The sequence below is a fragment of the Loktanella fryxellensis genome (assembly GCF_900110065.1).
Lineage (GTDB): Bacteria > Pseudomonadota > Alphaproteobacteria > Rhodobacterales > Rhodobacteraceae > Loktanella > Loktanella fryxellensis.
This window is the reverse complement of sequence record NZ_FOCI01000007.1, coordinates 61,990-86,267: the sequence shown is the minus strand read 5'-3', so window position 1 is coordinate 86,267 and position 24,278 is coordinate 61,990. Positions and strand designations below refer to the sequence as shown.

Sequence of the window (24,278 nt, the reverse complement as noted above, 5' to 3'; positions counted from 1 at the left end):
CCGGGGCCGTTGATGCGACTGATCCTATTGCTTCTGTTCCTTGCGACCGCCGCCAAGGCGCAGGACACCGACCTGCGGACGTTGGACACCGGCGACGTCAGCCGCGGCTGGGAGGCGGTCGGGCGGTTGGACATCGACCGCAGCGGGTTCTGCACGGCGTCGCTGATCTCTGATACGTTGATCCTGACGGCGGCGCATTGCGTGTACGAGGATAGCGGTGCCGCCATTCCCGCCGCGCAATTCACGTTCCTTGCAGGCCTGCGTGACGGTCGTGCGGCGGCGACGCGGGCAGTGATCCGGGTCACGCCGCATCCATCCTACGTCCACAACGGCGCCAAGGCGGACAACGACGCGGTCGCCGTCGATCTGGCGGTGCTCGAACTCGACCGCCCGGTGCGCCTGCCCAGCCTTGCGCCCTACCCCACCGGGGCCGCCCCCGGACGCGGGGCGTCGCTGTCCGTCGTGTCCTATGCGCGCGAACGGGCCAATGCGGCCAGCCTGCAGCGCACCTGCCACGTGATCGACGCGCTGCGCGGCGTCGTGATGATGACCTGCGCCGCAGATTTCGGGGCCAGCGGTGCGCCAGTGTTCATGCGCGCGGGCGGGCGCGACCGGATCGTGGCGGTGGTATCGGCCAAGGGCACATCGGCCGACGGCCCGGTGTCGCTGGCGGCCAGTCTGGATGCGCAGATCGACGGGCTGCTGCAGGCGCACAGGAACGGCCAGATCCCACCGGTTGCACCTGCGCCGCGCTTTACCACCAGCGGCAGCCGCAACGACACCGGGGCGAAATTCGTCCGCCCCTGAGGGGACGTGCGGGTCTTGAAACCGGGTCGACCGATCCCCAGATTTTTCATCAGGACGGTGCCATGACGGGCCGTCCCCACCTGCGGCCTGTCCCGAACGGGAAGGCCACCTCGTTGTCGCTTTGAAAAGGATGACCACCATGCGTACGTTCGACCTGACACCGCTCTACCGTGCCACCGTCGGCTTTGACCAGATTGCCGATCTGATGGATCGCGCTCTGGCCGCCGACGTCGGCCAGTCCACCTACCCGCCCTACAACATCGAAAAGACCGAGGATGACGCCTGGCGCATCTCGATCGCCGTCGCCGGATTTTCCGACGCCGATCTGGGGATCGAGGTCAACGACCGCGCCCTGATCGTGACGGGCCGCAAGGCCGAGGATGAAGGCACCCGCAAGTATCTGCACCGCGGCATCGCCACACGCGCGTTCGAGCGTCGGTTCCATCTGGCCGACCACGTGCGTGTGACGGGCGCCAGCCATGCGGACGGGATGCTGCACATCGACCTGTGCCGCGAGGTGCCGGAGGCGCTGAAGCCGCGCCGCATCGCCATCGAAAAGGCCGGCACAAGCCGCGCCGACGTGCTGGATGCCAAAGCCGTTAATTAAGTCTGTCAGAGACGCGAAAGGCGGGCCGTTTGGCCCGCCTTTTTCATATCGTGTGCGCCAAACCGATCAGAACGTCAGGTCGGCCTTATAGCCTGTGTCGGGCTCTGCATCCGTCAGGTTGGCCTTGGCGATCTCGTAAAAGAACTTGACGCCGCTGGTCGTCGTGAACCACGTCGGCGCGTTGCGCGGGGTCAGGCACAGCAGACGGATATCGGCATCGTCCTTGTCGTCCTCGAACCAGGCAGAGGCGACGGCGTTCCAGATCTCGTCCAGGACGGCCTTGTCCTCCACATGGGCGAGCGAGCCTTCGATGTTGGAGTAGAGGCCCGATTTCGCATCGGCGATCACGAAACGGGCGTCCTGTGCGCCGGCCGAGACGGCGTTCACGATATCCTCGCCGGCGGCGGCGATGAACCAGATCTTGCCGTCGCGGTCCTTGCGCAGGTTGGGCGACATCGGTACCAGCTTGGTGTTGCTGGTCACACCGAGCATCCCGGCCTGCACGTCGTCCACGCGGTCCCAGAAATCGGCTTTTGCATCCTTGGTCATGGTGTCGTCCTTTGGTGAAAGTTTCACCTGACGAACCCCAGTCCCACCGATCTTGTTCCGCGCCTCAGTGTGCTGCGGCCCAATTTGCGCCCTGCCCCGCCTCGACCGCGAGCCGCACGTCCAGCTTCACCGCCGGGTCGGCGGCGTTTTCCATCACGTCGCGGGCGGTGGCGATCAGGGTGTCCTGCGCGCCGTCATCGACCTCGAACAACAGCTCGTCGTGGACCTGCAGCAGCATCCTGGCGGGCTGGCCCGCGATGGCGGCAGGCATGCGGATCATCGCGCGGCGGATGACGTCGGCGGCGGTGCCCTGAATCGGCGCATTGATCGCGGCGCGTTTTGCGAACCCCGCCTGCGGACCCTTGGCGTTGATTTCCGGCGTGTTGATCTTGCGGCCGAACAGGGTCTGGACATAGCCGTGATCCTTCGCGAACCGCACGGTGTCGTCCATGTACGCGCGGATGCCGGGGAAACGTTCGAAGTAGCGGTCGATGAACCCCTGCGCCACGTCGCGCGGGATGCGCAGATTGCGTGCAAGGCCGAAGCCGCTGATGCCATAGATCACGCCGAAGTTGATCGCCTTGGCCTGACGGCGGATGTCGGACGTCATCTGGTCCAGCGGCACGTCGAACATCTCGCTCGCCGTCAGCGCGTGGATGTCCACGCCGTCGCGGAACGCCTGCTTCAACTCTTCGATCCCCGCCACATGGGCGAGGATGCGCAATTCGATCTGGGAATAGTCAAGGCTGACCAGCACCTTGCCATCGTCGGCGATAAAGGCTTCGCGGATGCGCCGCCCTTCTTCTGACCGGACGGGAATGTTCTGCAGGTTAGGATCGGTGGACGCGAGGCGCCCGGTCACAGCGCCCGCGATGGAATAGGACGTGTGCACCCGCCCCGTGTCGCGGTCGATGTGATCCTGCAGCGCATCGGTATAGGTCGATTTCAGCTTGGCCAGCTGCCGCCAGTCCAGGATGCGGCGCGGCAGGTCGTGGATCGTCGCCAGATCCTCCAGCACGTCGGCGCCGGTGGAATAGGCGCCTGTCTTGCCCGTGGACGGCTTCTTGCCGTCGGGCATCGCAAGGCTCAATTCATCGAACAGGATTTCCCCCAACTGCTTGGGGGAGCCCACATTGAACTTGCGCCCCGCCAGCGTCTGGATCTCGTCCTCCAGTCCCGCCATCTTCTGTGCAAAGGCGTTGGACATGCGGGACAGGGTGTCGCGGTCGACCTTGATGCCGGTCATCTCCATCCGCGCCAGCACGGGCACCAACGGGCGTTCCAGCGTCTCGTAGACCGTCGTGACCTGTTTGACATGCAGTTGCGGTTTCAGCAGCTGCCACAGGCGCAGGGTGATGTCCGCATCCTCTGCCGCATAGGCCACCGCATCGTCGATCGGCACCCGGTCGAAAGTGATGGCGGATTTGCCGGACCCCAGCAGCGGTTTGATCGGGATCGGCTGATGTTTCAGATAGGTTTCCGACAGCGTGTCCATGCCGTGCCCGTGCAGACCCGCATGAAGGGCGTAGGACAGCAGCATCGTGTCGTCGATCGGGGCCACGGCGATGTCCAGCAGGGCAAAGACCTTGGCATCGTATTTCATGTTCTGCCCGATCTTGAGGATGCTCGCATCCTCCAGCACGGGCTTTAGCGCGGCCAGACAGGTGGCCATGTCCATCTGCCCCTCGGCGCGCGCGTCGGACCCGAACAGGTCGTCCTGCTTGGCCGCCTTGTGCGCCAGCGGGATGTAGCAGGCGGTGCCCGCATCGACGCAGAGCGAGATGCCGACAAGCTCCGCCTGCATCTCGTTCAGGGATGTCGTCTCGGTGTCGACGGCGACGTAACCGCGCTCTCTGATCCGGTCGATCCAGACTTGCAACTGGTCCATCGTCCGCACGCAGTCATACCCGCCAAAGGGTTTCGCATCCTCTACGGGCACGTCGGGCGCGGGGACCGCCTCGATCACCGGGGCCTTGGCGCCCAGCCGGTCGGCGATGCGTTTGGTGATGGTGCGGAACTCCATCTCGGCCAGAAAGCCCAGCAGAACCTCCGGGTCGGGGTCGCGGATTTCCAGATCGTCGATGGTGAAGGGCAGCTCCATGTCGCAGTCGAGCTGCACCAGACGCTTGGACAATTCGATCTGCGCGCGGTGGTCGATCAGGGTCTGGCGGCGCTTGGGCTGGGTGATCTCGGACGCGCGGTCCAGCAGGCTTTCCAGATCGCCGAACTCGTTGATCAGCAGCGCCGCGGTCTTGATCCCGATGCCCGGTGCGCCCGGCACGTTGTCGACGCTGTCGCCCGCCAGCGCCTGCACGTCGACGACGCGTTCCGGACCGACACCGAACTTTTCGATGACGCCGTCGCGGTCGATGCGCTTGTTCTTGATCGGGTCCAGCATGTCCACGCCGTCGCCGACGAGTTGCATCATGTCCTTGTCCGAACTCAGGATCGTGACGCGGCCACCGGCACGGCGGGCCTGATGGGACAGGGTGGCGATGATGTCGTCGGCCTCGAACCCCTGCAATTCCTCGCAGGCGATGTTGAAGGCGCGGGTGGCCTGACGGGTCAGCGGGATCTGTGGGCGCAGATCCTCGGGCATCGCTTCGCGGTTGGCCTTGTACTGGTCGTACATGTCGTTGCGGAACGTGTGGCTGCCCTTGTCAAAGATCACCGCCACATGGGTCGCGGCATCAGGTCCGCTGTTCCCCTCGATATACCGCTGAAGCATGTTGACGAAGCCGGACACCGCGCCCACCGGCAGGCCGTCGGACGCCCGCGTCAGCGGCGGCAGCGCGTGATAGGCGCGAAAGATGAAGGCCGAACCGTCGATCAGGTGCAGGTGGCAGCCTTGGCCGAATTGCGTCGTCATGTGCCCATCCTTCGTCAGCGTTACGCTGGTTCTGGCATACCGTCAGACTAGCGTCCATGTGAATGGGGTCCAGATTCCGACCCGCGCGCCCGCCTGCCGCAGCACGTTGCCGACCCAGACGTTGCAGGTCCGCAGCAGATTGAATCGCCCGTGCGCCGGATAGAACGCATCAAACGCGTTGAAGCCCGGCCCCGCCAGCGGCACCGTGTCGGCAAAGCTGTCGCGGATCGTGCCCACCAGCCGGGTGAACTGCGCAGCCGTCAGCGGCACCTGCGCCAGTTGCGACGTATCCCACTCGGTGCCACCGGTTTCGACGCGGATCACCGCACTGTCACCGGCGATGGCCCGCATCACCGGACCTATCGCCAGATCGCTTGCCGTCGCGGTGCGCATGTAGAAATCACGCGCGCCCCAGCCGATCACGATCCACCGGATCGCCGGATCGTCCATCGCCATGCCGGACGCTTTCAGAAACGCGAACGACCGTCGCACCTCTGGCGTGACCGGCAGGACGATATCAGTGTGGATGGGGCCGTGCAGCAAAAGCACCGCGGCGTCAGGCGGATCGGCCACCTCACCAATCCGGATCGCGCCACCCAGCGTGCCTGCCAGCAGATAAAGCACCGGCGCCAGCAGGACCGCCAGCGCCAGACGACGGATCAATCGTGCTGTTCCGCGAAATCCGCATGGACGAACTTCGCATCGCAATAGCCGCATTCGACCCAGCCGGTGTCGTGCGGGATCGCCAGCCAGACCCGCGGATGGCCCAGACCGGGGCCGCTGCCGTCGCAGGCGACTTTCCATGTGTCGACGATCTTGGTTTCCGGTGCCGGACGTGTCATGCGCATGCCTGTCTGTTGTCGCGGGATGCACCCGCCATAGATCAGTGCCGACACTATCGCAGCGGCAGGGCCGGTGCCAGCCCCGCAAGTCCACGGAAAGCCCCCATGACCGACAACGCCATCGAGATCGCAGGCCTGAAGAAGACCTATGCCGCCACCGGCAAGTCCCCCGCCAAGGAGGCGCTGAAGGGCATCGACCTGAACATTCCGCGCGGGTCGATCTTTGGCCTGCTGGGACCGAACGGGGCCGGCAAATCGACGCTCATCAACGTGCTGGCCGGTCTGGTGCTGAAATCCGCGGGCAGCGTGCGCATCTGGGGCTTCGATCAGGACGTGAACCCGCGTCAAAGCCGCGCCGCCATCGGGATCATGCCGCAGGAACCGAACCTCGACCCGTTCTTTACGCCGCGCGGATCGCTGGACGTGCAGGCGGGGCTGTATGGCGTGCCAAAGGCGCAGCGGCGCACCGATGCGATCCTCGACCTGATCGGTCTGTCGGACAAGGCGGACGCCTATGCCCGGTCCCTGTCGGGCGGCATGCGACGGCGGCTCTTGCTTGGCAAGGCGCTGGTGCACTCGCCCCAGATCCTCGTCCTCGACGAACCCACCGCCGGTGTGGACATCGAATTGCGCAACATGCTGTGGCAGAACGTGCGGCAGTTGAACGACGACGGCATGACCATCATCCTGACGACCCATTACCTCGAAGAAGCCGAGGCGATGTGCGACGAGATCGCGATCATCAACCACGGCGAGATGATCGTGCGCGACACCACGGCCAACCTGTTGGGCACGCTGGATCGCAAGACGCTGGTGATCCGCCCCGATGCGGAACATGCCGAACTGCCCCCCCTGCCCCACGGCATATCCGGGCAACGGCGCGACGACGGCTCCTTTGCCCTGACCTACAGGTCGAGCGAGATTCCCGCAGGTCGGGTCATCGACGCGGTGCAGGCCGCAGGCATCACCATCCGCGACGTCACCAGCGAACAGCCCGACCTCGAAGAGGTGTTCCTGTCGCTGACCTCCGGTCGGTAACGACAGGCACAGAGAGGCGCGTGGGGTGAGCGTCGGCCCGGTGGGCCAACCGGTGCCGTGCCTCAGGCGGGCAACATCCGGCCCAGCCGCGTCCCGCCCAGGATGTGCAGGTGGAAATGCGGCACGTCTTGCACGCCGTGGCTGCGGGTGTTGGCGATGGCGCGGAACCCCTCGTCCACGCCGCTGATCCGGCAGACCTCTGCCACCGCCTGAAAGAAACCGACCTGCTCGTCGGCACTGGCGGCGGCGGCAAAGTGATCGAGGCTGACATACGGCCCCTTGGGGATCACAAGCACATGCACCGGGGCCTGCGGGGCGATATCCTTGAAGGCCAAGGCATGGTCGTTCTCGAACACGGTGCTGTTCGGGATCTCGCCGCGCAGGATGCGGGCAAAGATGTTCCGGTCGTCATAGTCGAATGTCATGGTCGGCACTCCTCAATCGGCAAACAGGTAGGGGGTCTGGGCGATGCTGCCGGCCGTTTCCGGCGGCACGTTCAGGAATGCGGCAATCGCCGTCGCATTCTCGGCGGGGCCGGCACTTTCGCGGATCCGCACGTGGTTGGCAAAGCCCGCATCGCGGATGCGGTCAGCCTCCGACAGGATGTCGAACCGGACGGTCGGCAGGATCTGCGCCAAGGCATCGGACGACGTCTGCTCTCCGGCCAGTCCCGTCCGTCGCGCATGGCCGATCAGATAGTCGTCGGTCATCGCGCACTCGATCTCCAGCAGACGGGTGATGGACCGGTCCGAGAAGAAATCCTGCATCAGGTCCAGACTGGACGTGTCGAGGCAGATCACCATCCGCTCCGTCGCGTAATAGTCGAACAACATCCGCATCAACGCCCGCCGGTGCCGCGTCCGTTTGCCAAGGCTCGCGGCGATCCCGCCAAGGTCCGGCATGTCGGTGCGTTCCTCGTTGAACAGATAGTCGATGGCCGGAACGGTCGTCTGATCGCGGATCGCCGCCACCAGTCGCTTTGCGACGTGCCATTTCTTGCATGTCACGATCAACAACTCGCGCTCGCGGCCCAGACTGCTTTCGGTTTCCCAGAACCGTGGCGCGAACCGCCGCCCGATCCGGCCACGCCCCGTCAGGAAGGTGAACAGGTTGCGCCCTTCGTTCGAAATCCTGAAATCCTGCCGCTCGGAGGCATAGAGCGCGCCCAGCCGCGCCTTCAGCTCCTTCGCCTCGGCGCTGATCTTGCGGGCGAACAGGGCATCCTGCGCCAGCAGCAGGTCGTAGTGGTCGTTGAAGAACGTCACGGGCATTCCATAGTCGGTGAACATCAGGAACGTCATCGTGCGCGTCTCGATCTCCTTCCCCGGGATCAGGTGGCGCACGACGGTCTGAAAGAACGTCTCGTCGGGGATCCACGTCGTGCGAAAGAACCGCATCACGTCGCGCCGGGTGCGCGTGAAATCGAGGACCGCCTCGATCGTGCGGCGGCGCAGGCACCACCACTGGCTGCCGATCATCACCTGCAGGTCGGCAGGCACCTGTCGTGTGATCCCGAAGCGGCGCTGCGCCCAGAAACTCCAGTAGAAGCGCCGCTTCTGCGTGCGCTCGTTGAACCAGTGCCAATAGATCAGGCGTTCTTCCTTGAAGCCGGTCTTGATCCAGTCGCTGTCGAAGAAATCGAAGCTTTCGATGTAGTCCTTGTCATGGCGGTCCAGAAAATCATGCGCAAAGCTGGCCGATTTGATCGCCATGCAGTCGCCGGACACCATGTAGAAATGCGTGGCGCGCGGGAACGCGGCCACCGCCGCCTCGACCGCATAGAGCGTCGCCTGCACCAGGCTCCATTCGCCCCAGCCGCATCGGATGCGACGGCTGGCAAAGGCGACGTTCGGGTCGTCGGCCAATGCCGTCTGGATGCGGTCATAGGCCTCTCGCGGTGCGCGGGCATCGAAGTGGATCGCGATGCAGTCGCCCACGGCGGTCAACTGTCGCGCCTGCTGAATGATCGCGTCCGGATCCTTGTGGCACAGCAGGATAAACGCGATTTTCGCCATAAAAGGGCCGTCTTGATCCCGTTGAACCTCGTGCAGGGTCGTCATAGCGTGAATGGCCATCCGACATACAGGGTTTCTTTGCGAATCCCGGTCCACTAAGACACGACAAGGGTTGCCTGCGGCGTGACCCGACCGCAGCGAAAGGGTTGCAGCGATGGGGTTTCCCGGCACTTGGATGACAACCAGCGAAAGCATGGTGTACCGCGTCGTGCCCAAATGCGCCTGCTCGACCATCGGGCAGATCATGTATTATTCCGACAACGGCAGCTTCTTTGACGGTGACATCCACGACGCGCAGGGCGGGATGCACAAATGGGCCATCGACGCCAGCCAGCCGCTGATCGAGGCGAACGTGAATGCCCATCGCAGCTATGCCTTTACCTGCGTGCGCAATCCCTACACCCGGATCCTGTCGTCCTTCTTCGACAAGATCTGCGGCATCCAGCGCAACGGCCGCCGCTATCGCGGTAACCTCGTGCCGCTTCTGGTGCAGAAATACGGGATCGAAGTGGGCGAGCCGGAGACGGGGTTCGAGTTCGACCAGATCAAGTCGTTCCGCCGCTTTCTGCTGTTTGCGCGCGACACCATCCGCTGGCGGCGCCCGATGGAGCCCGACATCCACTGGTCCGCCATGTCGGGGCACATCTCGACCTTCATCGTGAACGGCGGCACCTACGACAAGATCTTCTGGACGGAGGACTTCAACGACGGCATGCGCGAGGTGCTGCAGGCCATCGACACACCCCACAAGGTCGATCTGGCTACCATCCCCCGCTTCAACGAAAGCGAAGGGCACGGGCCGAAACGCCTACACAAGGTGTCGGACTATTTCGACGACCTGTCGATGCATCTGATGTTCGAGATCTACAAGAAGGATTTCCAGCTGTTCCGCTACGACTTTGACAACCCGGACAACAAGATGCCCACGGGCCAGATCGACCTGGCCGAGGTTCACGCCAAGCTGGGGGAATGACCCGCGTCCTGATCATCGGGTCCGGTCCCAACGCGGTGCAGGCCCGGCCCTGGTCGCGCGACGCGTTCGACGTGATCGTGACGATCAACAACGCGTGGCGGGTGCGCGACGACTGGGATGTGCTGATCCACCCATCGGACTTTCCCGCCGACCGGATGCCGCCCGTGCTGTCCGGCGCGCAGCGGATCGTGACGGCGGACGACTACGTCCCGGTGCAGAACGACTACGGCGGTTTCGTCTATGCCGGGGGCACCATGGCCTTTACTGCGGGATATTGGGCACTGGGGGCGTTGCGTCCCAGCGTGATGGCGTTCATCGGCTGCGACATGGTCTATCCGGCAGCGGGGGCCACGCATTTCTATGGCACCGGCACGGCGGACCCGCTGCGCGCCGACGTCACGTTGCGGTCCCTGTTCGCCAAATCCGCGCGGTTGCAGGCCTTGGCGGCGGCACAGGGCTGCGCCTGCGTAAATCTGTCGGCGGACGACAGCCGGCTGGTGTTCCCCCGCGCCACGCCCGACACGCTGCCGACGACAGGCGCCACACCGGACGCGGCGCGCATGGCGGCAGCGCAGGCCGAGGAGGCGCGGCTGGCCTATTACGTGCCCAGCGGTAAATATTGGAAGGAAGAGGCGCGCTTTGATCCCGCCGCCATCGACGCGCTGGATGCGCTTTGGTTGGCGACAGCCTAGACCGTCTTGTCCGCGAACCCGCAGAGGTCGACGATCAGACACTCCGCGCACTTCGGCTTGCGCGCCACGCAGGTATAGCGGCCATGCAGGATCAGCCAATGATGCGCGTGGTTCTGGTAATCGACGGGGATGTGATCCTCGATCCGGCGTTCCACCGCATCGACATCGCGACCAGGTGCTATGCCGGTGCGGTTGCCGACCCGGAATACGTGGGTGTCCACCGCCTGCGCCGGATAGCCCCACCACATGTTCAGCACCACGTTGGCCGTCTTGCGCCCCACCCCCGGCAGCGATTGCAGCGCGGCACGCGAATTGGGCACCTGACCGCCATACTGATCGACAAGGATCTGGCTGAGGCGGATGACGTTCCGCGCCTTGTTGCGGAACAGGCCGATGGTGCGGATGTGTTCTGTGACACCCTCCAGCCCCAAAGCCAGCATCTTCTCGGGCGTGTCGGCCACGGCGAACAGGCCGCGCGTCGCCTTGTTCACGCCCTTGTCCGTCGCCTGCGCCGACAGGGCGACGGCCACGACCAGCGTATAGGCGTTCACATGCTCCAGCTCGCCCTGCGGTTCGGGGTCGGCCGCATGAAAGCGGTCGAAGATCTGCCGGATCGTCGCGTAGTCGAGCTGTGGTGTCATGCGCCCTTGTGCCCCGGCACAGGCGGGATGCGCAAGATCCGGGTCGCCGCAGGGATGTCCGCACGGTAGGGTCGGCGCATGGAACAGCCGTCTTATCATTACGCCGTCATGGCCCGCGCCATCGCCATCATCGACGCCCACGGCGGCCAGCCGCTGCCCCTGTCCGATCTGGCGCATGCCATCGGCATGAGCGAGGCACATGTCCAGCGCGTCTTTACCACGTGGGTCGGCGTGTCGCCGAAACGCTATCAGCAGTTCCTGACCCTGACCCACGCCCGCGATCTGCTACGGGACCGTCACACCACTCTGGACGCCGCACAGGCGGTGGGTCTGTCCGGCAGCAGCCGCCTGCACGACCTGTTCCTGCGGTGGGAGGCGATGACACCCGGCGATTATGCGAAACACGGGGCGGGGCTGACGATCCGTGCGAGTTGGTTCCCCAGCGCCTTCGGTGACGTGCTGGCGATGGCCACGGACCGGGGTCTGTGCGGTCTGGCCTTTGCGGCAGATACGGGGCGCGATGCCGCATGGGCCGATCTGGCGGGACGGTGGCCGCAGGCAAGCTTCGTGATGGACGCAGACGCCATCGCGCCATGGACACAGGCCGCCTTGGCAGGCATCGGCGAGACGCGCCTGCACATGATGGGCACACCCCTCCAGATCAAGGTGTGGGAGGCGCTGTTGCGCATTCCCAGCGGTCATGTGGCGACCTATTCCGACATCGCCACATCCATCGGCCATGACCGCGCCGTCAGGGCAGTGGGCACGGCGGTCGGGCGCAATCCGGTCAGCTTGCTGATTCCCTGCCACCGCGCGTTGCGGAAATCCGGTGCGCTGGGCGGGTATCATTGGGGTCTACCGGTGAAACGCACCCTTCTGGCGTGGGAAAGCGCCCGCGTAGCGGCTGACAGCGCCATTGCGCCGATGCCTTGACCTCACGACGGCGTGATATTGCGTGGAACTTGCGGTAGCATTGCGGCGTTATTGCATATCATTCCACGTTTCGGCAGATGGGCATCAGACGTCCGGTTCTGCCGGGCCCATCCAAGAAAGAGTCAAACATGATCACCCTGTCCCGCACGAACCTGACGCTGGCCATCGCAGCGCTGGCCCTGACCACGGCCTGCGCCGGCACCGGCGGCCCGAACGACAACCGCATGGCAGGTCAAGGCGCCGCCCTGGGTGCCGGCCTCGGCGCGCTGGCCGGTGCTGCAACCGGCGACGACCGGTCCGAGCGGATCCGCAACGGCCTGATCGGCGCGTCCCTTGGTGCCGCGACCGGTGCCACCGTCGGCAGCGCGCTGGACCGTCAGGAACAGGAACTGCGCAACCAGCTGGGCGGCAACGTCGGCGTCGTGAACAACGGTCAGAACCTGGTCGTGTCGCTGCCGCAGGACATCCTGTTCGCCACGAATTCGACCACCGTGTCGGGTGCCGCAGCCGGAAACCTGTCCACGCTGGCCCGTTCGCTGCAGCAGTACCCAAACTCGACCGTCAACGTGATCGGTCACACCGATGACGTGGGTGCCGCCGCCTTCAACGCCGACCTGTCCCAGCGCCGCGCGCAGGCCGTGTCGTCGGTCCTCGTCAGCAACGGTGTGGCTGCGAACCGCATCCAGTCGATCGGCCGTGGCGAAGACCAGCCCATCGCGACCAACCTGACGCCCGAGGGTCGTCAGCAGAACCGTCGCGTGGACATCGTCATCACACCGAACTGACCCCCCGCATAGGGCACACCATGGGGGGCTGTCCGCAAGGGCAGCCCCTTTTGCATGAGCGATAGCTACCGCGCCTGATCGTCTCCTTGGCTCACGACGGAAAAAGGCCCCGCCGCTATCCGCGGCGGGGCCTTTTCGGTTGCCGTACGAAATGCGGCTGTCAGTGAATCTTGTCTTTCACGGTCGCGATCGACTCATCGATCAGTGCGCTTGCACGCCCCGCATCCATCTGACGCGCAATCACGTCCTTCGCGGCGGCAACGGCGACGGTCACGGCGCGGTTCTGCACGTCCTTGACGGCTGCGGCACGGGCGCTTTCCAGCTGCTCTTCGGCACCGGCAAGACGACGGGCGATGGACGCAGCGATTTCGTCCTTGGATGTTTGTGCAGCCCGCTCGGCGTCAGCGCGCGCATTGGTGACGATGCGGTCGGCCTGTTCAAGCATCTCGCGCTGCTTGCGCTCGTAAGAGGCCAGAAGCGTCTGCGCTTCTTCGCGCAACGACCGGGCTTCGTCCAGATCCGCGCGGATGCTGTCGGCACGCGCGTCCAGCATGGCACCGATCTTGGACGGCACCTTCATGTACATCAGGATGCCGACGAAGACGATGAACGCCAGCGTCACGATGAAGTTCGTATTCGCCAAGGAGATGAACGGGCCGGTCGCGGCAAGGGCAGGCGACGCGGTCAGCAGAAACAGCGGGATCGACAGATAACGCATGGCTTACCCTTTCATCCGGTCGGTGACGGCGGCGTCGATCATGGACTGATCGGCAGTCGCACCCATGGCTGTGACCAGCGCCTGTGCCACATCCTTGGCGACGATGGCCACGTTGTCGGCGGCACTCGCGCGGATTTCGGCGATGCTCGCTTCGGCCTTTGCGGTCTGCGCGGCGATGGTGCGGTCGGCGTCGGCAATGGCCGCGTCGAGGTCGGCTTGCGCCGCCACGCGGGCCTGTTCGCCGATGCGGTTCGATTCGGTGCGCGCGTCGGCCAGCGCCTTTTCATAGGCGACCTCTGCGGCGGTGGCGCGCAGCTTCATCTCTTCGGCTGCGGCTAGATCGTTGGAAATGGTGCCAGCACGTTCCGCCAGCACGCCGCTGATGCGCGGCAGGGCGATACGGGACAGGACGAGGTAGATCGCGACAAGCGCGACCAGCAGCCAGAAGATCTGGTTCGGAAATGACGATAAATCGAGTTGCGGAATTCCGCCTGACGCTTCTTGTCCGGCAACGGTTTCGGTAGCCATTTCTGCTCCTCGGTTCGCTTGTGGTGCAACCCTCCGATGCGGACATCAAGCCCGCATCGGAAAGTCGTAAGGATGTTGTGGCTGCGACTTAGGCCGCGAACATCAGCAGCAGGGCGATGAGGAACGAGAAGATCCCCAGTGCTTCTGCGAATGCGAGGCCGATGAACAGCGTGGCGGTCTGGGATGCGGCAGCCGAGGGGTTGCGCAGCGCGCCGGCCAGATACGTGGCGGCCACGTTGCCGACGCCCAGTGCTGCGAGGCCCGTGCCGACAGCTGCGAGGCCGGCACCGAGGAACTGGCCCATGCTTGCGATATCGCCTTCCATGATCTTTTCTCCTTACAATGGAATTGCGGTGGTGGTTCGTGATCGGACCTGCGCCCTAGTGGGCGGGGTGAAGCGCGTCCTTGAGGTACACGCAGGTCAGAATGGCAAAGACGTAGGCCTGAATGGCGCAGACGAGCACCTCAAGTCCATAGATCGCGGTGATCGCGAGGACCGATACGGGGCTGACCACCGCTATCGCGCCGAATGTGGCGAACACCTTCATCACGGCGTGACCGGCGGTGATGTTGCCCGCCAGACGCACGGAGTGGCTGACAGGCCGCACAAAATACGAGATCAGCTCGATCACGGCAATGATCGGCCGCAACATCAGCGGCGCTTCGGTCATCCAGAACAGTTTCAGGAACTTCGGGCCGTTCAGCACGAAACCCAGAACGGTGATCCCTGCGAACACCCCAAAGCCAAGCACGCCAGTGACGGCAATGTGGCTGGTGGTGGCGAACGACATGGGCAACAGGCCCAGGAAGTTGGCGAACAGAATGAACATGAACAGCGTCATTACGTAGGGGAAATAACGCAGTCCCTCCTTGCCGCAGATGTCCTCGACCATCTTGTAGGTAAAGCCGTAGAACAGCTCTCCTATGGATTGGGTGCGGCTTGGGATCGTGGCGCGGCCACGGCTGCCGACGACGAACAAGAGCGTGATGGACAGAACAGCGAGGGCAAGCCACAGCGTCACATTGGTCGGTGTGTACCAATGAATCTCTGGAACGGGGGACGCCGGATCGAACACGCCGCCCGGGCCAAAAATCGGACGCACGATGAACTGATCGAGCGGATAGAACGACAAACCGCCCGCATCGGCCGCCGCGTCGTAGGGCGCCGCAGCAGAATGGACGACGTCGCCACCCTCGGTGACGACGGTACCATCAGGGATTGCCATCACATCGGGCGTGGCGTCGGTGGCTTGCGCCAACAGCTGGGTCGTTTCAGTCGCCACGTGTGTCACCCTCGTTCCTGGTTGCAGTCCCCATCTGGTCTGCAAGTTGTCTTTTCTGCACTTCTTCGGCCGACCGGATGACCGTCTTGATCCCCGCCACGAAACCCAGCAGGACGAAAATCACCATAAAGATCGGAAGCGTCCCGAACAGACGATCCAGACCGTAACCGATGCCGAAACCGATCCCCAGACCGGCCACCAGTTCGATCACCATCCGCCAGGCCAGCTGACCCTGATAGTGACCGCCCTGCAGAACCTCGCCTTGTGTCGTCTTGCGCCGTGCCGCCAGCTTCTCCTCCAGCGCCTTGAGGCGCTGGGCGGGATCGTCTGGCTCGGGGCGGTCTGTCACGCAGGCTGGGTCCCGTCAAATTACTGTGTGCGGTCTATGCGGCAGCATGGTCCGAGTCAACCCGGCCCGATATCAAGACAAATTGTTGATTCTAAATGGTTTTGACCCCATCCGGCCAACACGTGCCCTGCGCCAGACCCTTGAAAACAAGGGCCGTGTCATTCAACCATCCGGTTGACGTTCGTCATCCATTCGCAGCAGATGAGGGTATGCCGGTCAGCCTCGACACCACATTCGCCGCTTTGTCCGACCAGACCCGGCGCACGATCCTGTCGATGCTGCTGGAGGACGACATGGCCGTCACCGACGTGGCCGAACCATTCGCGATGTCACTTGCCGCAATTTCCAAGCATCTGGGCGTGTTGATGGCGGCGGGCCTGATCACGCAGGAAAAGCGAGGGCGCGTGAAATGGTGCAAGCTGGAGCCCGATGCCCTGCGCGGTGCAGCCGTGTGGATGCAGGCGTTCGGACAGATCGACGGGATCGACCTCGATGCATTCGAGGCGTTTCTCGATCATGAGCGGATCGGGACGACACAGCCCGAGTCGTAAAAAAGCCGCCGGACCCGGGGGGCGCGGCGGCGAAAACTCGTCAAAGGCTCGTGTTCAGCGCAGTCCGAGGATGCTGAGAACTAACAGCACGACGACGACGAGGCCGATGATGTAGATGATGTTGCGCATGATTTATCCCTCTCTCATTCACGGACGCAACACGCCGCCGTGAACAAAGTTCCCGTCACGCCGTCGCTGGCTGCTTGCTGATCTGCACCGCAAGGATGCCGCCCGCGATGATGATGACGCCCAGCACGTCCAGCGGTCCGATCCGCTCGCCCAGAAAACCGGCGGCGATCAGGACGCCAAGGAACGGGTTGAGGAAATGGAACGTGCTGGCCCGCACGGTCCCGATCCGGCCGACCAGCATGAACCACACCCATGTCGCCGCCAGCCCCGGCACCAGCGTGGTATAAAGAAAGGCCGCGATCAGCGTGGAGTTCCAGTCCACCACGAAAGGCTCGAACAGCAGCGCCGGGATGGCGGTCAGCGCAGACCCCACCAACAGTTGCAGGCCCACGATCGCCATGACGTTGCCGCCGGACGACGCGCCCAGCACCGCCAGCGTGGCCACGGTCAGCGACACCACGCCCACCACCAACAGGGCGAGCCCGCCGATGTCCGTGCCCCCCGACAGCTGGGCCCCCATGATCAGGACGACGCCGACCACCCCCGCCAGCAACCCGGCGATGCCCAACGGGCGCACCCGGGTGCCGAACACGACCCAACCCGCGAGCGCCACCAACAAAGGCATGGTGGATGCGATGATCGCGGCCAATGAGGCCTGCACCGTCTGCATCGCGACGAAGTTCAGACCGAGATAGAGCGCGTTCTGGCACAGGCCGAACACCAGCACGCCGATCCATTGCCGGCGCGTCAGGCGGAACGACTGGCCCAGCGCCCATGCGATGGCGCAGCCCAGCAGGCCGGAAATCAGGAACCGCAGCGACAGCGCCGTCAGGGGCGGTGCATACTGCACGATGATCCGGGCCGAGGTGAAGGCCGACGACCACATCGCCGCGAAAGCGAAGCCCATGAACAAGGCCTTGAAATCCATGTCGCCTCACGCAAAAGGGCCGCCCGATGGGGCGACCCTTTCCTGTATCCCGGTGGGATGCAAGATCAGCCGTTCACGCTGTCCTTCAGCGCCTTGGCGATGGTCATCTTGACGACCTTGTCGGCGTCCTTCTTCATCTGCTCGCCGGTGGCGGGGTTGCGCACCATCCGCTCAGGGCGCTCGCGGCAATAGATCTTGCCGACGCCGGGCAGGGTCACGGCACCGCCGCCGGACACCTCGGACGTGATGATCTCGGTCACCGCGTCCAGCGCCGCGCCTGCGGATTTCTTGTCCATGCCGGTCTTGTCGGCCAGCGCCGTGACGAGGGCGGCTTTGGTCATCGGTTTGGTTGCCATCGGTCGTATCTCCCTGAAGATGCCCCCCCAGGGGGACGAATGGGTTTAAGTAAACGGTATGTCATGGGACACCACAACGCTTTGTGATGCAGCGCAAGGCCAAAAGGCCATATTTCGCCTGTTTCAACAGGATTTACAGGAATGCCGTCTCTTCAAAGCTGCGCAACTTGCGACTGTGGATACGTTCCAGCGGCATCTCGCGCAATGCCTCCATCGCGCGAATCCCGATCATCAGGTGGCGGGCCACTTGGCGGCGATAGAAATCGGACGCCATGCCCGGCAATTTCAGCTCTCCATGCAGGGGTTTGTCGCTGACGCACAGCAGGGTGCCGTAGGGCACGCGGAACCGGAATCCGTTGGCGGCGATGGTCGCACTTTCCATGTCCAGCGCCACGGCGCGGGACTGGGACAGGCGCTGCACGGGGCCGGAGTGATCGCGCAATTCCCAGTTGCGGTTGTCGATGGTGGCGACGGTGCCGGTGCGCATGATCCGCTTCAGCTCGAACCCGTCGAGCTGCGTCACCTCGCGTACCGCATCGGACAGGGCGATCTGGATTTCCGCCAGCGCCGGGATCGGCACCCAGACGGGCAGGTCGTCGTCCAGCACGTGATCCTCTCGCAGATAGGCGTGGGCGAGCACGAAGTCCCCGAGCCGCTGCGAATTGCGCAGGCCCGCGCAATGCCCGACCATCAGCCATGCATGCGGGCGCAGGACAGCGATGTGGTCGGTCGCCGTCTTGGCGTTGCTGGGGCCGACGCCGATGTTGACCAAGGTAATGCCATCGCCCTTGGCCCGTTTCAGGTGATAGGTCGGCATCTGGGGCAGCTTGGCGGGTGGCGGCAGCGGCGTGTCGGGATCAGTGATGACCTGATTGCCCGGCCCGACGAAGGCAGTGTAGCCACTGTCCGGATCGGCCAGCATCAGGCGGGCAAAGGATTCGAACTCTTCGATATAGAACTGATAATTGGTGAACAGCACGTGGTTCTGAAAGTGCTCGGCATCCGTCGCGGTGTAATGCTGCAGCCGCGCCAGCGAATAATCGACCCGCTGTGCTGTGAACGGGGCCAAGGGTGCCGCCCCGTCGGGATACACGAACCCATGCCCGTTCACGATGGCATCGTGGGTCGTGGACAGGTCCGGCACGTCGAAGATGTCGCGCAGATGGAACTCTGCCGCCCCCTCTTGCGGGATGGTCGCCTGTCCCGAAACCGCGAAGTGCACCGGCATCGGCGTGGTGGACACGCGAATCGTGACGGGCACCCGGTGGTTCTGCATCAGCAGTCCGATCTGCTGCGTCAGGTAGTGGCGGAACAGGTCAGGCCGCGTGACCGTGGTGGCATAGGTGCCGGGCTGCGGCACATGGCCGAACGACAGGCGGCTGTCGATGGGCGCATAGCTTGTCGTGGTCAGGCGGATCTCGGGATAGAAGGCGCGATAGCTGACGTCGCTGCGCCCGTCGCGCAGCACGGCGCGGAAATTCTCGGTCAGGAACGCGGTCGCCGCGTCATAGAGCTCACACAGGCGGGCGACGGCGGCGCCGGCGTCGTCGAACTGGGCAGCGTCGGGCACGGTGGGGGTCAGGCGGTCACGGGTCATGCGGGCGTCTCGAACAGGGGGGTCAGCTGGAACGTCGTGACGTCGACCAGCCCCAGGTCGCTGATCCGCAATTCGGGGATGACCACCAACGCCAGCAACGAGTGTTGCATGTAGGCGTTGTTCAGCGTGCAGCCGCAGTCCGCCATCGCCGCCACCATCGCCTGCGCCTGTGCGGCGACCGTGGCCGCAGGCGCATCCGACATCAGCCCCGCGATGGGCAGCGGCACGAGGGCGATTTCCGCCCCGTCCTGCCAGACGGTGATGCCGCCACCGATGTCGCCCAGCCGGTTGGCGGCCAGCGCCATGCAGCCCGCATCGGTGCCGACCACGATCATGTGGTGGCTGTCATGCGCCACGGTGGATGCGATCGCCATGCGCCCGGTATAGCCGAACCCGCTGACGAAACCGTTGACCACGCCGCCCGTGCCGCGATGCCGTTCCACCAGCGCGATCTGGCAGACCTCGCCGGTCGCCTGCACACGCCCTTCGGTCACCGGCAGCTCGAACGTCAGCGCCTTGGTCGGGGCCTGATTTTCCACCACGCCGATGACGCGGGCGCTGACGGCATTGGCCCCCTGCGGTGCGGGAATGGCAAAGTCGTCCGCCACCAGCGCCTTGCCCAGATACACGGTCCGACGCGTGGACGCGGGCCAGTCGTAATGCGGGCAGTCCACCGTGATCGTGCCGTCCTTCGCCACCAGCCGCCCCCGAGCGAAGACCTGTTCGATGGGCAGTGTGACCAAATCGGATGTCAGGATCATGTCGGCCCGCCGCCCCGGCGCGATCGACCCCAACTCACGCTCCAGCCCGAAGTGCGTGGCGGTGTTGATCGTGGCCATCTGCAAGGCCACCACCGGATCGCAGCCGCAGGCGATGGCGTGATGCACCACGCGGTTCATGTGCCCGTCGTTCACCAGCGTCCCCGCCATGCAGTCGTCGGTACACAGGATGAAGTTCCGCGGATCAAGGCCGCGTTGCGTCACTGCCGTGATCTGGCTTTCCACGTCATACCACGCAGACCCCAGCCGCATCATGCTGCGCATCCCTTGCCGCACGCGGGCGATGGCGTCGGATTCCGCCGTGCCCTCGTGATCATCGGCGGCACCCCCGGCGGCATAGGCGTGGAACGCGATGCCCTTGTCGGGGCTGGCGTAATGGCCGCCCACGGTCTTGCCCGCGCGCATGGTTGCGGCCATTTCCGCCAGCATCTGCGCGTCGCCTTGGATGACGCCCGGAAAGTTCATCATCTCGCCCAGACCCACGATTCCGGGCCATGCCATCGCCTCTGCCACGTCGTCGGCAGTGATGGCGAACCCCGTCGTCTCCAGCCCCGGGGCGGAGGGGGCGCAGGACGGCATCTGGGTGAATATGTTGACGGGCTGCATCAGCGCCTCGTCATGCATCATCCGCACACCGGCAAGGCCAAGGACGTTGGCGATCTCGTGCGGGTCGGCGAACATGGACGTGGTGCCATGCGGGATCACGGCGGCGGCGAATTCCGCCGGGGTCAGCATCCCGCTTTCGATGTGCATGTGCCCGTCGCACAGACCGGGGATCAGGTAGCGGCCCTGCCCGTCGATCACCTCGGTCCCGTCGCCGATGCAATGGTTGGCATCGGGCCCGACATAGGCGAACCGCCCGTCGGCCACCGCGACCTGCCAGCCGTCCAGCACCTCTCGACTTTGGACGTTCACGAGGCGGGTGTTGCGGATCACCAGATCGGCGGGGCTGCGCCCGGCGGCCACGGCGACGAGGCGGGGGGCGCAGTCGGCCCATGTTGGGATGTCGTAGGTCATATGCCGACGTGACACCAAAGCCCGGCGCGGGACAAGACCCCGATCAGGGCAGATTGGCGATGTCGAGGGGGCGTTCATCGGGATTGAGGCGCATCACCGTGTAATTCAGCGCGCCCGCCACCGTGACCCACAGCAGGTAGGGCACGAAGGCGAGGCCCGCCCAAAAATCCAGCTGAAAATGCGTGACCGTGGCCCCGGCGACCGCCAGCCACAGCGCCGCCATGATGGGAAGCGACCCCTTCAACCGTCGCAGGCCGAAGAACACCGGCGTCCACAGCGCGTTCAACGCAATCTGAAGCGCCCAGAACCCCATCGCAAACGCGTTGCCCGGCAGCAGCGCCAACCGCGCGCCCGCATACGCGATCAGCAGATAGATAGTGGTCCACATCACCGGAAACGCCCAGTTGGGCGGTGTCCAGGCGGGCTTGTTCAGGCGCTTGTACCACTCTCCGGTGGGGAACAGCGCACCCGTGGCCCCGGCGGCGAAGGTCGCCGCCAGAAACAGAAGGAACAGGGTGATGGACACGGACATGGGCTTGCCTCTCGGGCTGGAAGACGTGCGGCCTTCTCAGGCCGATCGTCGCACCAATACCGGTCCGCCCTCGAAATGTCCCGTATCGAAATGGCCGCTCTCGCGGCGCGACAGGGCCGCGAGCGTGTCGAGCACCGCGACCGACCGCGCAGGCGTCCGCGTCTGACGTCCCGCCGCATCCACAAGGAACGCCACCTCCGGCAGCGGGGCGGCATACATCACCGCAGGCCGCGGCATGACAAAGGTGGCCACGGTCAGGCCCGCCGCCTGCCCCATCCACGCCAGTTTCTGCACGCGGCTGGTCCGCGCCCGCCGCGTGATCGAATCGTAGCCCTGCCGCCGGACCTGACGCCCGATGCCGTCATAGATCAGCCGTGCCGCCCAGATGCCCAGACGGGCAGACGCGGGCAGACCGGCGATCCCGGCCTCGGACCGACGATAGAGGGTGTCCGCCTCGGTCAGCAGGCGGCGCACCATGCGGCACTGCACCGGGCCGGGGCGCGGGTCCGACAGGAACGCGGACTCTGTCATGCCAGCATCGGCCAGCCAGTCGGTCGGCAGGTACAGGCGGCCTTCGCGGGCATCCTCGCCCACGTCGCGGGCGATGTTGGTCAGCTGCATGGCGACGCCCAGATCGCAGGCCCGCGCGATGGTGTCGGCGCAGCGCACCTGCATCAGCACGCACATCATGGCGCCGACGGCGGCCGCCACGCGAGCAGCATACCCGCGCACGTCGGACAGTGTGGCATAGCGGCGATCCTGCGCGTCCCAGGCCAACCCCTCCAGCAACGCATCGGGCAGGGCACGCGGCATGTCGTAGGCGGCGATGATGGCGGCAAACGCCCGATCCTCGGCCGCGTTCAGCGGACGGCCCGCATAGGCCAGATCAAGGCGGTCGCGCAGACGCAGGACGGCAGCGGTCTTGTCGCGGCCCTCGTCCACCTCGTCATCCGCAACGCGGCAAAAGGCATAGAGCGCCAGCGCCGGATCGCGCACGCGCCCCGGCAGCAGGCGGCTGGCCGCATGGAACGACAGCGACCCGGTGCGGATCACGTCGCGGCAATGCGCAAGATCGGCGGGACTGATGCCGTGCGCAGTCATTCGGCGGCCATCGGCAGGACGGGCGCCGTGCGCACCACGGGGGCATCGGGGACCAGATGGCCCAGCACCTCGGCACTCGACACCACGCCCGGCACGCCAGCACCGGGATGGGTGCCGGCACCCACCAGGAACAGACCCTTGGCCTCTTCGCTGATGTTGTGAGGCCGGAACCATGCGGATTGCAGGATCCGCGGCTCCAGCGAGAATCCCGATCCGTGCGGCGACAGATAGCGGTCCCGGAAATCCTCTGGCGTATAGATCAAGTCGGTCGTGAGGTGGTCGCGGAAACCGGGGATCAGGGTGTCGAGCACCTTTGCCACCTTGTCGCGGTAGCGCAGCTTTTCCGCCTGCCAGTCCACAGGGTTGGCGAATCCCAGATGCGGCACGGGCGACAGCGCATAGAAGGTATCGCCACCGGCAGGCGCCACGGTCGGGTCGGTGACGGACGGGCGGTGGACATAGAGCGACATGTCGTCCGCCAGCTTGCCCTTGTGAAAGATGTCGCGCAGCAGACCGTCGTAACGCGGCCCGGCCATGATCGTGTGGTGGCCCACGTCGGCCCATTTGTCGCGCGTGCCCTGCGTGCCGAAGTACCAGACGAACAGACCCATCGACCAGCGGCGGTTCTTCAGCTTGGCATCGGTCCAGCGCTTGCGCGGCGCGTCCCGCATCAACGTGCCATAGGTATGGCCCGCGTCGGCGTTGCTGATCACCAGCGGTGCGGCCAGCATCTGGCCGTCCTTCAACGCGACACCCTGCGCCGCCCCGTCCGCCACCGCGATCCGGTCGACCTGCGTGTTCAGCCTGATCGTGCCGCCCTGCGCGCGCACCACGTCGGCCATCGCGTCGGCGATCGCCTGCACGCCGCCCATGGCGTAATGGACGCCGAATTCCTTTTCCAGATAGCTCACCAGCGCATAGATCGACGTGACCTTGCGCGGGTCGCCACCGATGAACAACGGGTGGAACGACAGCGCCATGCGCAGGCGGTCATCCTTGACCCGGCTCTTCGCCAGCCCGAGGATCGACTTGTCCGCCCGCAGCCGCACGAAATGCGGCAGCACCTTCACGGTTTCCCAGATGCGGTGCATGGGACGGTCGATCATCCCCTCGAACCCGATGCGGTAGCGCTCCTGACTGTCGCGCAGGAACCGCCGATACCCCGCCACGTCGCCGGGCGACAGCCGCGCGACCTCTGCCGCCATCTCCTCGGTGTCGCCTGTCACGCGCAGGCAGGACTGGTCCGGCCAGCGGATCTCGTAGAATGGTGTCAGGGGGCGCAGGTCCACGTCCGCGTGGAAATCGCGCCCGCAAGCGGCCCAGAGTTTCTCGTAGACCTGCGGCACCGTGACGATGGTGGGGCCAAGGTCGAATCGGTGGCCGCCTTGGGTCACCGAACTGCCGCGTCCGCCGACGCGGTCGAGCTTGTCGATCACCGTGACGGCGTACCCCTTGGCCCCAAGGCGCATGGCGGCGGACAAACCGCCAAGGCCTGCGCCGATCACGATGGCGCGGGGGTCGGCGGCGGGGTCTGTCGGGGTATGTGTCATGACTCAAGGCTAAATGTGTCAGGTCAAGTTGACAATACTCAAGTTGTCGCACCGCATCACTTTGCATGCAGGCTTGCGGTTCGGTGAAAATGTGTCACGGTAGATTGAC

Annotated in this window: 27 protein-coding genes; 8 read left to right on the top strand and 19 right to left on the bottom strand. The window is 65.0% G+C overall.

From position 1 onward, the window contains the following. Nucleotides 1-12 precede the first annotated feature (12 nt). Nucleotides 13-807: a trypsin-like serine peptidase gene (locus BMX16_RS07285; RefSeq protein ID WP_089900985.1), complete on the top strand. Its 795-nt coding sequence runs from the start codon at nucleotides 13-15 to the stop codon at nucleotides 805-807. A 139-nt stretch (nucleotides 808-946) separates the two neighbouring features. Further along, nucleotides 947-1,414 (top strand): Hsp20 family protein, encoded by a 468-nt coding sequence (locus tag BMX16_RS07280; RefSeq protein WP_089900982.1) that lies wholly within the window; start codon nucleotides 947-949, stop codon nucleotides 1,412-1,414. Nucleotides 1,415-1,480: 66 nt separating this feature from the next. Here the strand turns inward: BMX16_RS07280 and BMX16_RS07275 are convergent, their stop codons facing one another. The 4 genes from BMX16_RS07275 to BMX16_RS07260 all read right to left on the bottom strand — a co-directional run bounded on the left by BMX16_RS07275 (nucleotide 1,481) and on the right by BMX16_RS07260 (nucleotide 5,674). After that, entirely contained in the window at nucleotides 1,481-1,963 is a 483-nt protein-coding gene (locus BMX16_RS07275; protein ID WP_089900979.1) for a pyridoxamine 5'-phosphate oxidase family protein, read from the bottom strand. A 64-nt stretch (nucleotides 1,964-2,027) separates the two neighbouring features. Next, entirely contained in the window at nucleotides 2,028-4,832 is a 2,805-nt protein-coding gene (gene polA / locus BMX16_RS07270) for a DNA polymerase I (protein ID WP_089900976.1), read from the bottom strand. A 42-nt stretch (nucleotides 4,833-4,874) separates the two neighbouring features. Further along, nucleotides 4,875-5,495: a TIGR02117 family protein gene (locus tag BMX16_RS07265; RefSeq protein WP_177174600.1), complete on the bottom strand. Its 621-nt coding sequence runs from the start codon at nucleotides 5,493-5,495 to the stop codon at nucleotides 4,875-4,877. Next, nucleotides 5,492-5,674, bottom strand: coding sequence for a zinc-finger domain-containing protein (locus BMX16_RS07260; protein ID WP_089901212.1), 183 nt, complete (start codon nucleotides 5,672-5,674; stop codon nucleotides 5,492-5,494). Before BMX16_RS07260 ends, BMX16_RS07265 begins: the two co-directional genes overlap by 4 nt. Nucleotides 5,675-5,779: 105 nt before the next feature. Here BMX16_RS07260 and BMX16_RS07255 point away from each other — a divergent pair, with 105 nt between their 5' ends. Beyond that, complete coding sequence (locus BMX16_RS07255; RefSeq protein ID WP_089900969.1) at nucleotides 5,780-6,712, top strand: ABC transporter ATP-binding protein; 933 nt, start codon at nucleotides 5,780-5,782, stop codon at nucleotides 6,710-6,712. 62 nt (nucleotides 6,713-6,774) lie between these two features. On the opposite strand, the gene BMX16_RS07250 is transcribed toward BMX16_RS07255, so the two are convergent. Together BMX16_RS07250 and BMX16_RS07245 are read right to left on the bottom strand one after the other, a co-directional pair. Then, entirely contained in the window at nucleotides 6,775-7,137 is a 363-nt protein-coding gene (locus BMX16_RS07250; RefSeq protein ID WP_089900966.1) for an HIT domain-containing protein, read from the bottom strand. Nucleotides 7,138-7,149: 12 nt separating this feature from the next. Then, nucleotides 7,150-8,727 (bottom strand): DUF5928 domain-containing protein, encoded by a 1,578-nt coding sequence (locus BMX16_RS07245; protein ID WP_089900961.1) that lies wholly within the window; start codon nucleotides 8,725-8,727, stop codon nucleotides 7,150-7,152. A gap of 154 nt (nucleotides 8,728-8,881) precedes the next feature. Between BMX16_RS07245 and BMX16_RS07240 the strand changes: the two genes are divergently transcribed. Continuing rightward, nucleotides 8,882-9,700 carry a sulfotransferase family protein gene (locus tag BMX16_RS07240; protein ID WP_089900958.1) on the top strand — a complete coding sequence of 273 codons (819 nt, stop codon included), beginning with the start codon at nucleotides 8,882-8,884 and terminating at the stop codon, nucleotides 9,698-9,700. After that, nucleotides 9,697-10,392 (top strand): hypothetical protein, encoded by a 696-nt coding sequence (locus BMX16_RS07235; protein WP_089900955.1) that lies wholly within the window; start codon nucleotides 9,697-9,699, stop codon nucleotides 10,390-10,392. The genes BMX16_RS07240 and BMX16_RS07235 overlap by 4 nt, the downstream gene beginning before the upstream one ends. Here BMX16_RS07235 and nth read toward each other — a convergent pair. Next, nucleotides 10,389-11,033 carry an endonuclease III gene (gene nth, locus BMX16_RS07230; RefSeq protein WP_089900953.1) on the bottom strand — a complete coding sequence of 215 codons (645 nt, stop codon included), beginning with the start codon at nucleotides 11,031-11,033 and terminating at the stop codon, nucleotides 10,389-10,391. The two genes, BMX16_RS07235 and nth, sit on opposite strands and share 4 nt — an antisense overlap. Before the next feature lie 78 nt (nucleotides 11,034-11,111). Here nth and BMX16_RS07225 point away from each other — a divergent pair, with 78 nt between their 5' ends. Both BMX16_RS07225 and BMX16_RS07220 read left to right on the top strand, forming a co-directional pair. Further along, on the top strand, nucleotides 11,112-11,966 hold the full coding sequence (locus tag BMX16_RS07225) for a methylated-DNA--[protein]-cysteine S-methyltransferase (protein ID WP_089900950.1): 855 nt from the start codon (nucleotides 11,112-11,114) through the stop codon (nucleotides 11,964-11,966). Between the two features lie 128 nt (nucleotides 11,967-12,094). Continuing rightward, on the top strand, nucleotides 12,095-12,751 hold the full coding sequence (locus tag BMX16_RS07220) for a YiaD family glycine zipper/OmpA-like lipoprotein (RefSeq protein WP_089900946.1): 657 nt from the start codon (nucleotides 12,095-12,097) through the stop codon (nucleotides 12,749-12,751). A 160-nt stretch (nucleotides 12,752-12,911) separates the two neighbouring features. On the opposite strand, the gene BMX16_RS07215 is transcribed toward BMX16_RS07220, so the two are convergent. From BMX16_RS07215 to BMX16_RS07195, 5 genes are all read right to left on the bottom strand, one after another. Then, complete coding sequence (locus BMX16_RS07215; protein ID WP_089900943.1) at nucleotides 12,912-13,469, bottom strand: F0F1 ATP synthase subunit B; 558 nt, start codon at nucleotides 13,467-13,469, stop codon at nucleotides 12,912-12,914. 3 nt (nucleotides 13,470-13,472) lie between these two features. Then, nucleotides 13,473-13,997, bottom strand: a complete 525-nt coding sequence (locus tag BMX16_RS07210) for a F0F1 ATP synthase subunit B' (protein WP_089900940.1) — start codon at nucleotides 13,995-13,997, stop codon at nucleotides 13,473-13,475. An 88-nt stretch (nucleotides 13,998-14,085) separates the two neighbouring features. Next, nucleotides 14,086-14,322 carry a F0F1 ATP synthase subunit C gene (locus tag BMX16_RS07205; RefSeq protein WP_089900938.1) on the bottom strand — a complete coding sequence of 79 codons (237 nt, stop codon included), beginning with the start codon at nucleotides 14,320-14,322 and terminating at the stop codon, nucleotides 14,086-14,088. 55 nt (nucleotides 14,323-14,377) lie between these two features. Beyond that, nucleotides 14,378-15,256 (bottom strand): F0F1 ATP synthase subunit A, encoded by an 879-nt coding sequence (locus BMX16_RS07200; protein WP_245731407.1) that lies wholly within the window; start codon nucleotides 15,254-15,256, stop codon nucleotides 14,378-14,380. 13 nt (nucleotides 15,257-15,269) lie between these two features. Continuing rightward, on the bottom strand, nucleotides 15,270-15,629 hold the full coding sequence (locus tag BMX16_RS07195; RefSeq protein WP_089900935.1) for an AtpZ/AtpI family protein: 360 nt from the start codon (nucleotides 15,627-15,629) through the stop codon (nucleotides 15,270-15,272). A gap of 209 nt (nucleotides 15,630-15,838) precedes the next feature. On the opposite strand from BMX16_RS07195, the gene BMX16_RS07190 reads away from it, so the two are divergent. Continuing rightward, nucleotides 15,839-16,180 (top strand): ArsR/SmtB family transcription factor, encoded by a 342-nt coding sequence (locus BMX16_RS07190; RefSeq protein WP_089900932.1) that lies wholly within the window; start codon nucleotides 15,839-15,841, stop codon nucleotides 16,178-16,180. Nucleotides 16,181-16,364: 184 nt separating this feature from the next. Here BMX16_RS07190 and BMX16_RS07185 read toward each other — a convergent pair whose 3' ends face one another. The 7 genes from BMX16_RS07185 to BMX16_RS07155 all read right to left on the bottom strand — a co-directional run bounded on the left by BMX16_RS07185 (nucleotide 16,365) and on the right by BMX16_RS07155 (nucleotide 24,169). Continuing rightward, nucleotides 16,365-17,237: a DMT family transporter gene (locus BMX16_RS07185; protein WP_089900929.1), complete on the bottom strand. Its 873-nt coding sequence runs from the start codon at nucleotides 17,235-17,237 to the stop codon at nucleotides 16,365-16,367. A 65-nt stretch (nucleotides 17,238-17,302) separates the two neighbouring features. Beyond that, the gene (locus BMX16_RS07180; protein WP_089900926.1) at nucleotides 17,303-17,593 is read right to left on the bottom strand and encodes an HU family DNA-binding protein; all 291 of its coding nucleotides are present in this window, start codon (nucleotides 17,591-17,593) and stop codon (nucleotides 17,303-17,305) included. Between the two features lie 133 nt (nucleotides 17,594-17,726). Then, nucleotides 17,727-19,190 carry an AMP nucleosidase gene (locus BMX16_RS07175; protein ID WP_089900923.1) on the bottom strand — a complete coding sequence of 488 codons (1,464 nt, stop codon included), beginning with the start codon at nucleotides 19,188-19,190 and terminating at the stop codon, nucleotides 17,727-17,729. Next, nucleotides 19,187-20,986, bottom strand: a complete 1,800-nt coding sequence (gene ade / locus BMX16_RS07170; RefSeq protein WP_089900920.1) for an adenine deaminase — start codon at nucleotides 20,984-20,986, stop codon at nucleotides 19,187-19,189. Before ade ends, BMX16_RS07175 begins: the two co-directional genes overlap by 4 nt. Nucleotides 20,987-21,029: 43 nt before the next feature. Beyond that, on the bottom strand, nucleotides 21,030-21,518 hold the full coding sequence (tspO, locus tag BMX16_RS07165) for a tryptophan-rich sensory protein TspO (protein ID WP_218139849.1): 489 nt from the start codon (nucleotides 21,516-21,518) through the stop codon (nucleotides 21,030-21,032). Between the two features lie 36 nt (nucleotides 21,519-21,554). After that, nucleotides 21,555-22,619 (bottom strand): 15-cis-phytoene synthase, encoded by a 1,065-nt coding sequence (gene crtB / locus BMX16_RS07160; RefSeq protein ID WP_089900918.1) that lies wholly within the window; start codon nucleotides 22,617-22,619, stop codon nucleotides 21,555-21,557. Further along, nucleotides 22,616-24,169 carry a phytoene desaturase gene (locus BMX16_RS07155; protein ID WP_089900915.1) on the bottom strand — a complete coding sequence of 518 codons (1,554 nt, stop codon included), beginning with the start codon at nucleotides 24,167-24,169 and terminating at the stop codon, nucleotides 22,616-22,618. Before BMX16_RS07155 ends, crtB begins: the two co-directional genes overlap by 4 nt. Nucleotides 24,170-24,278 lie beyond the last annotated feature (109 nt).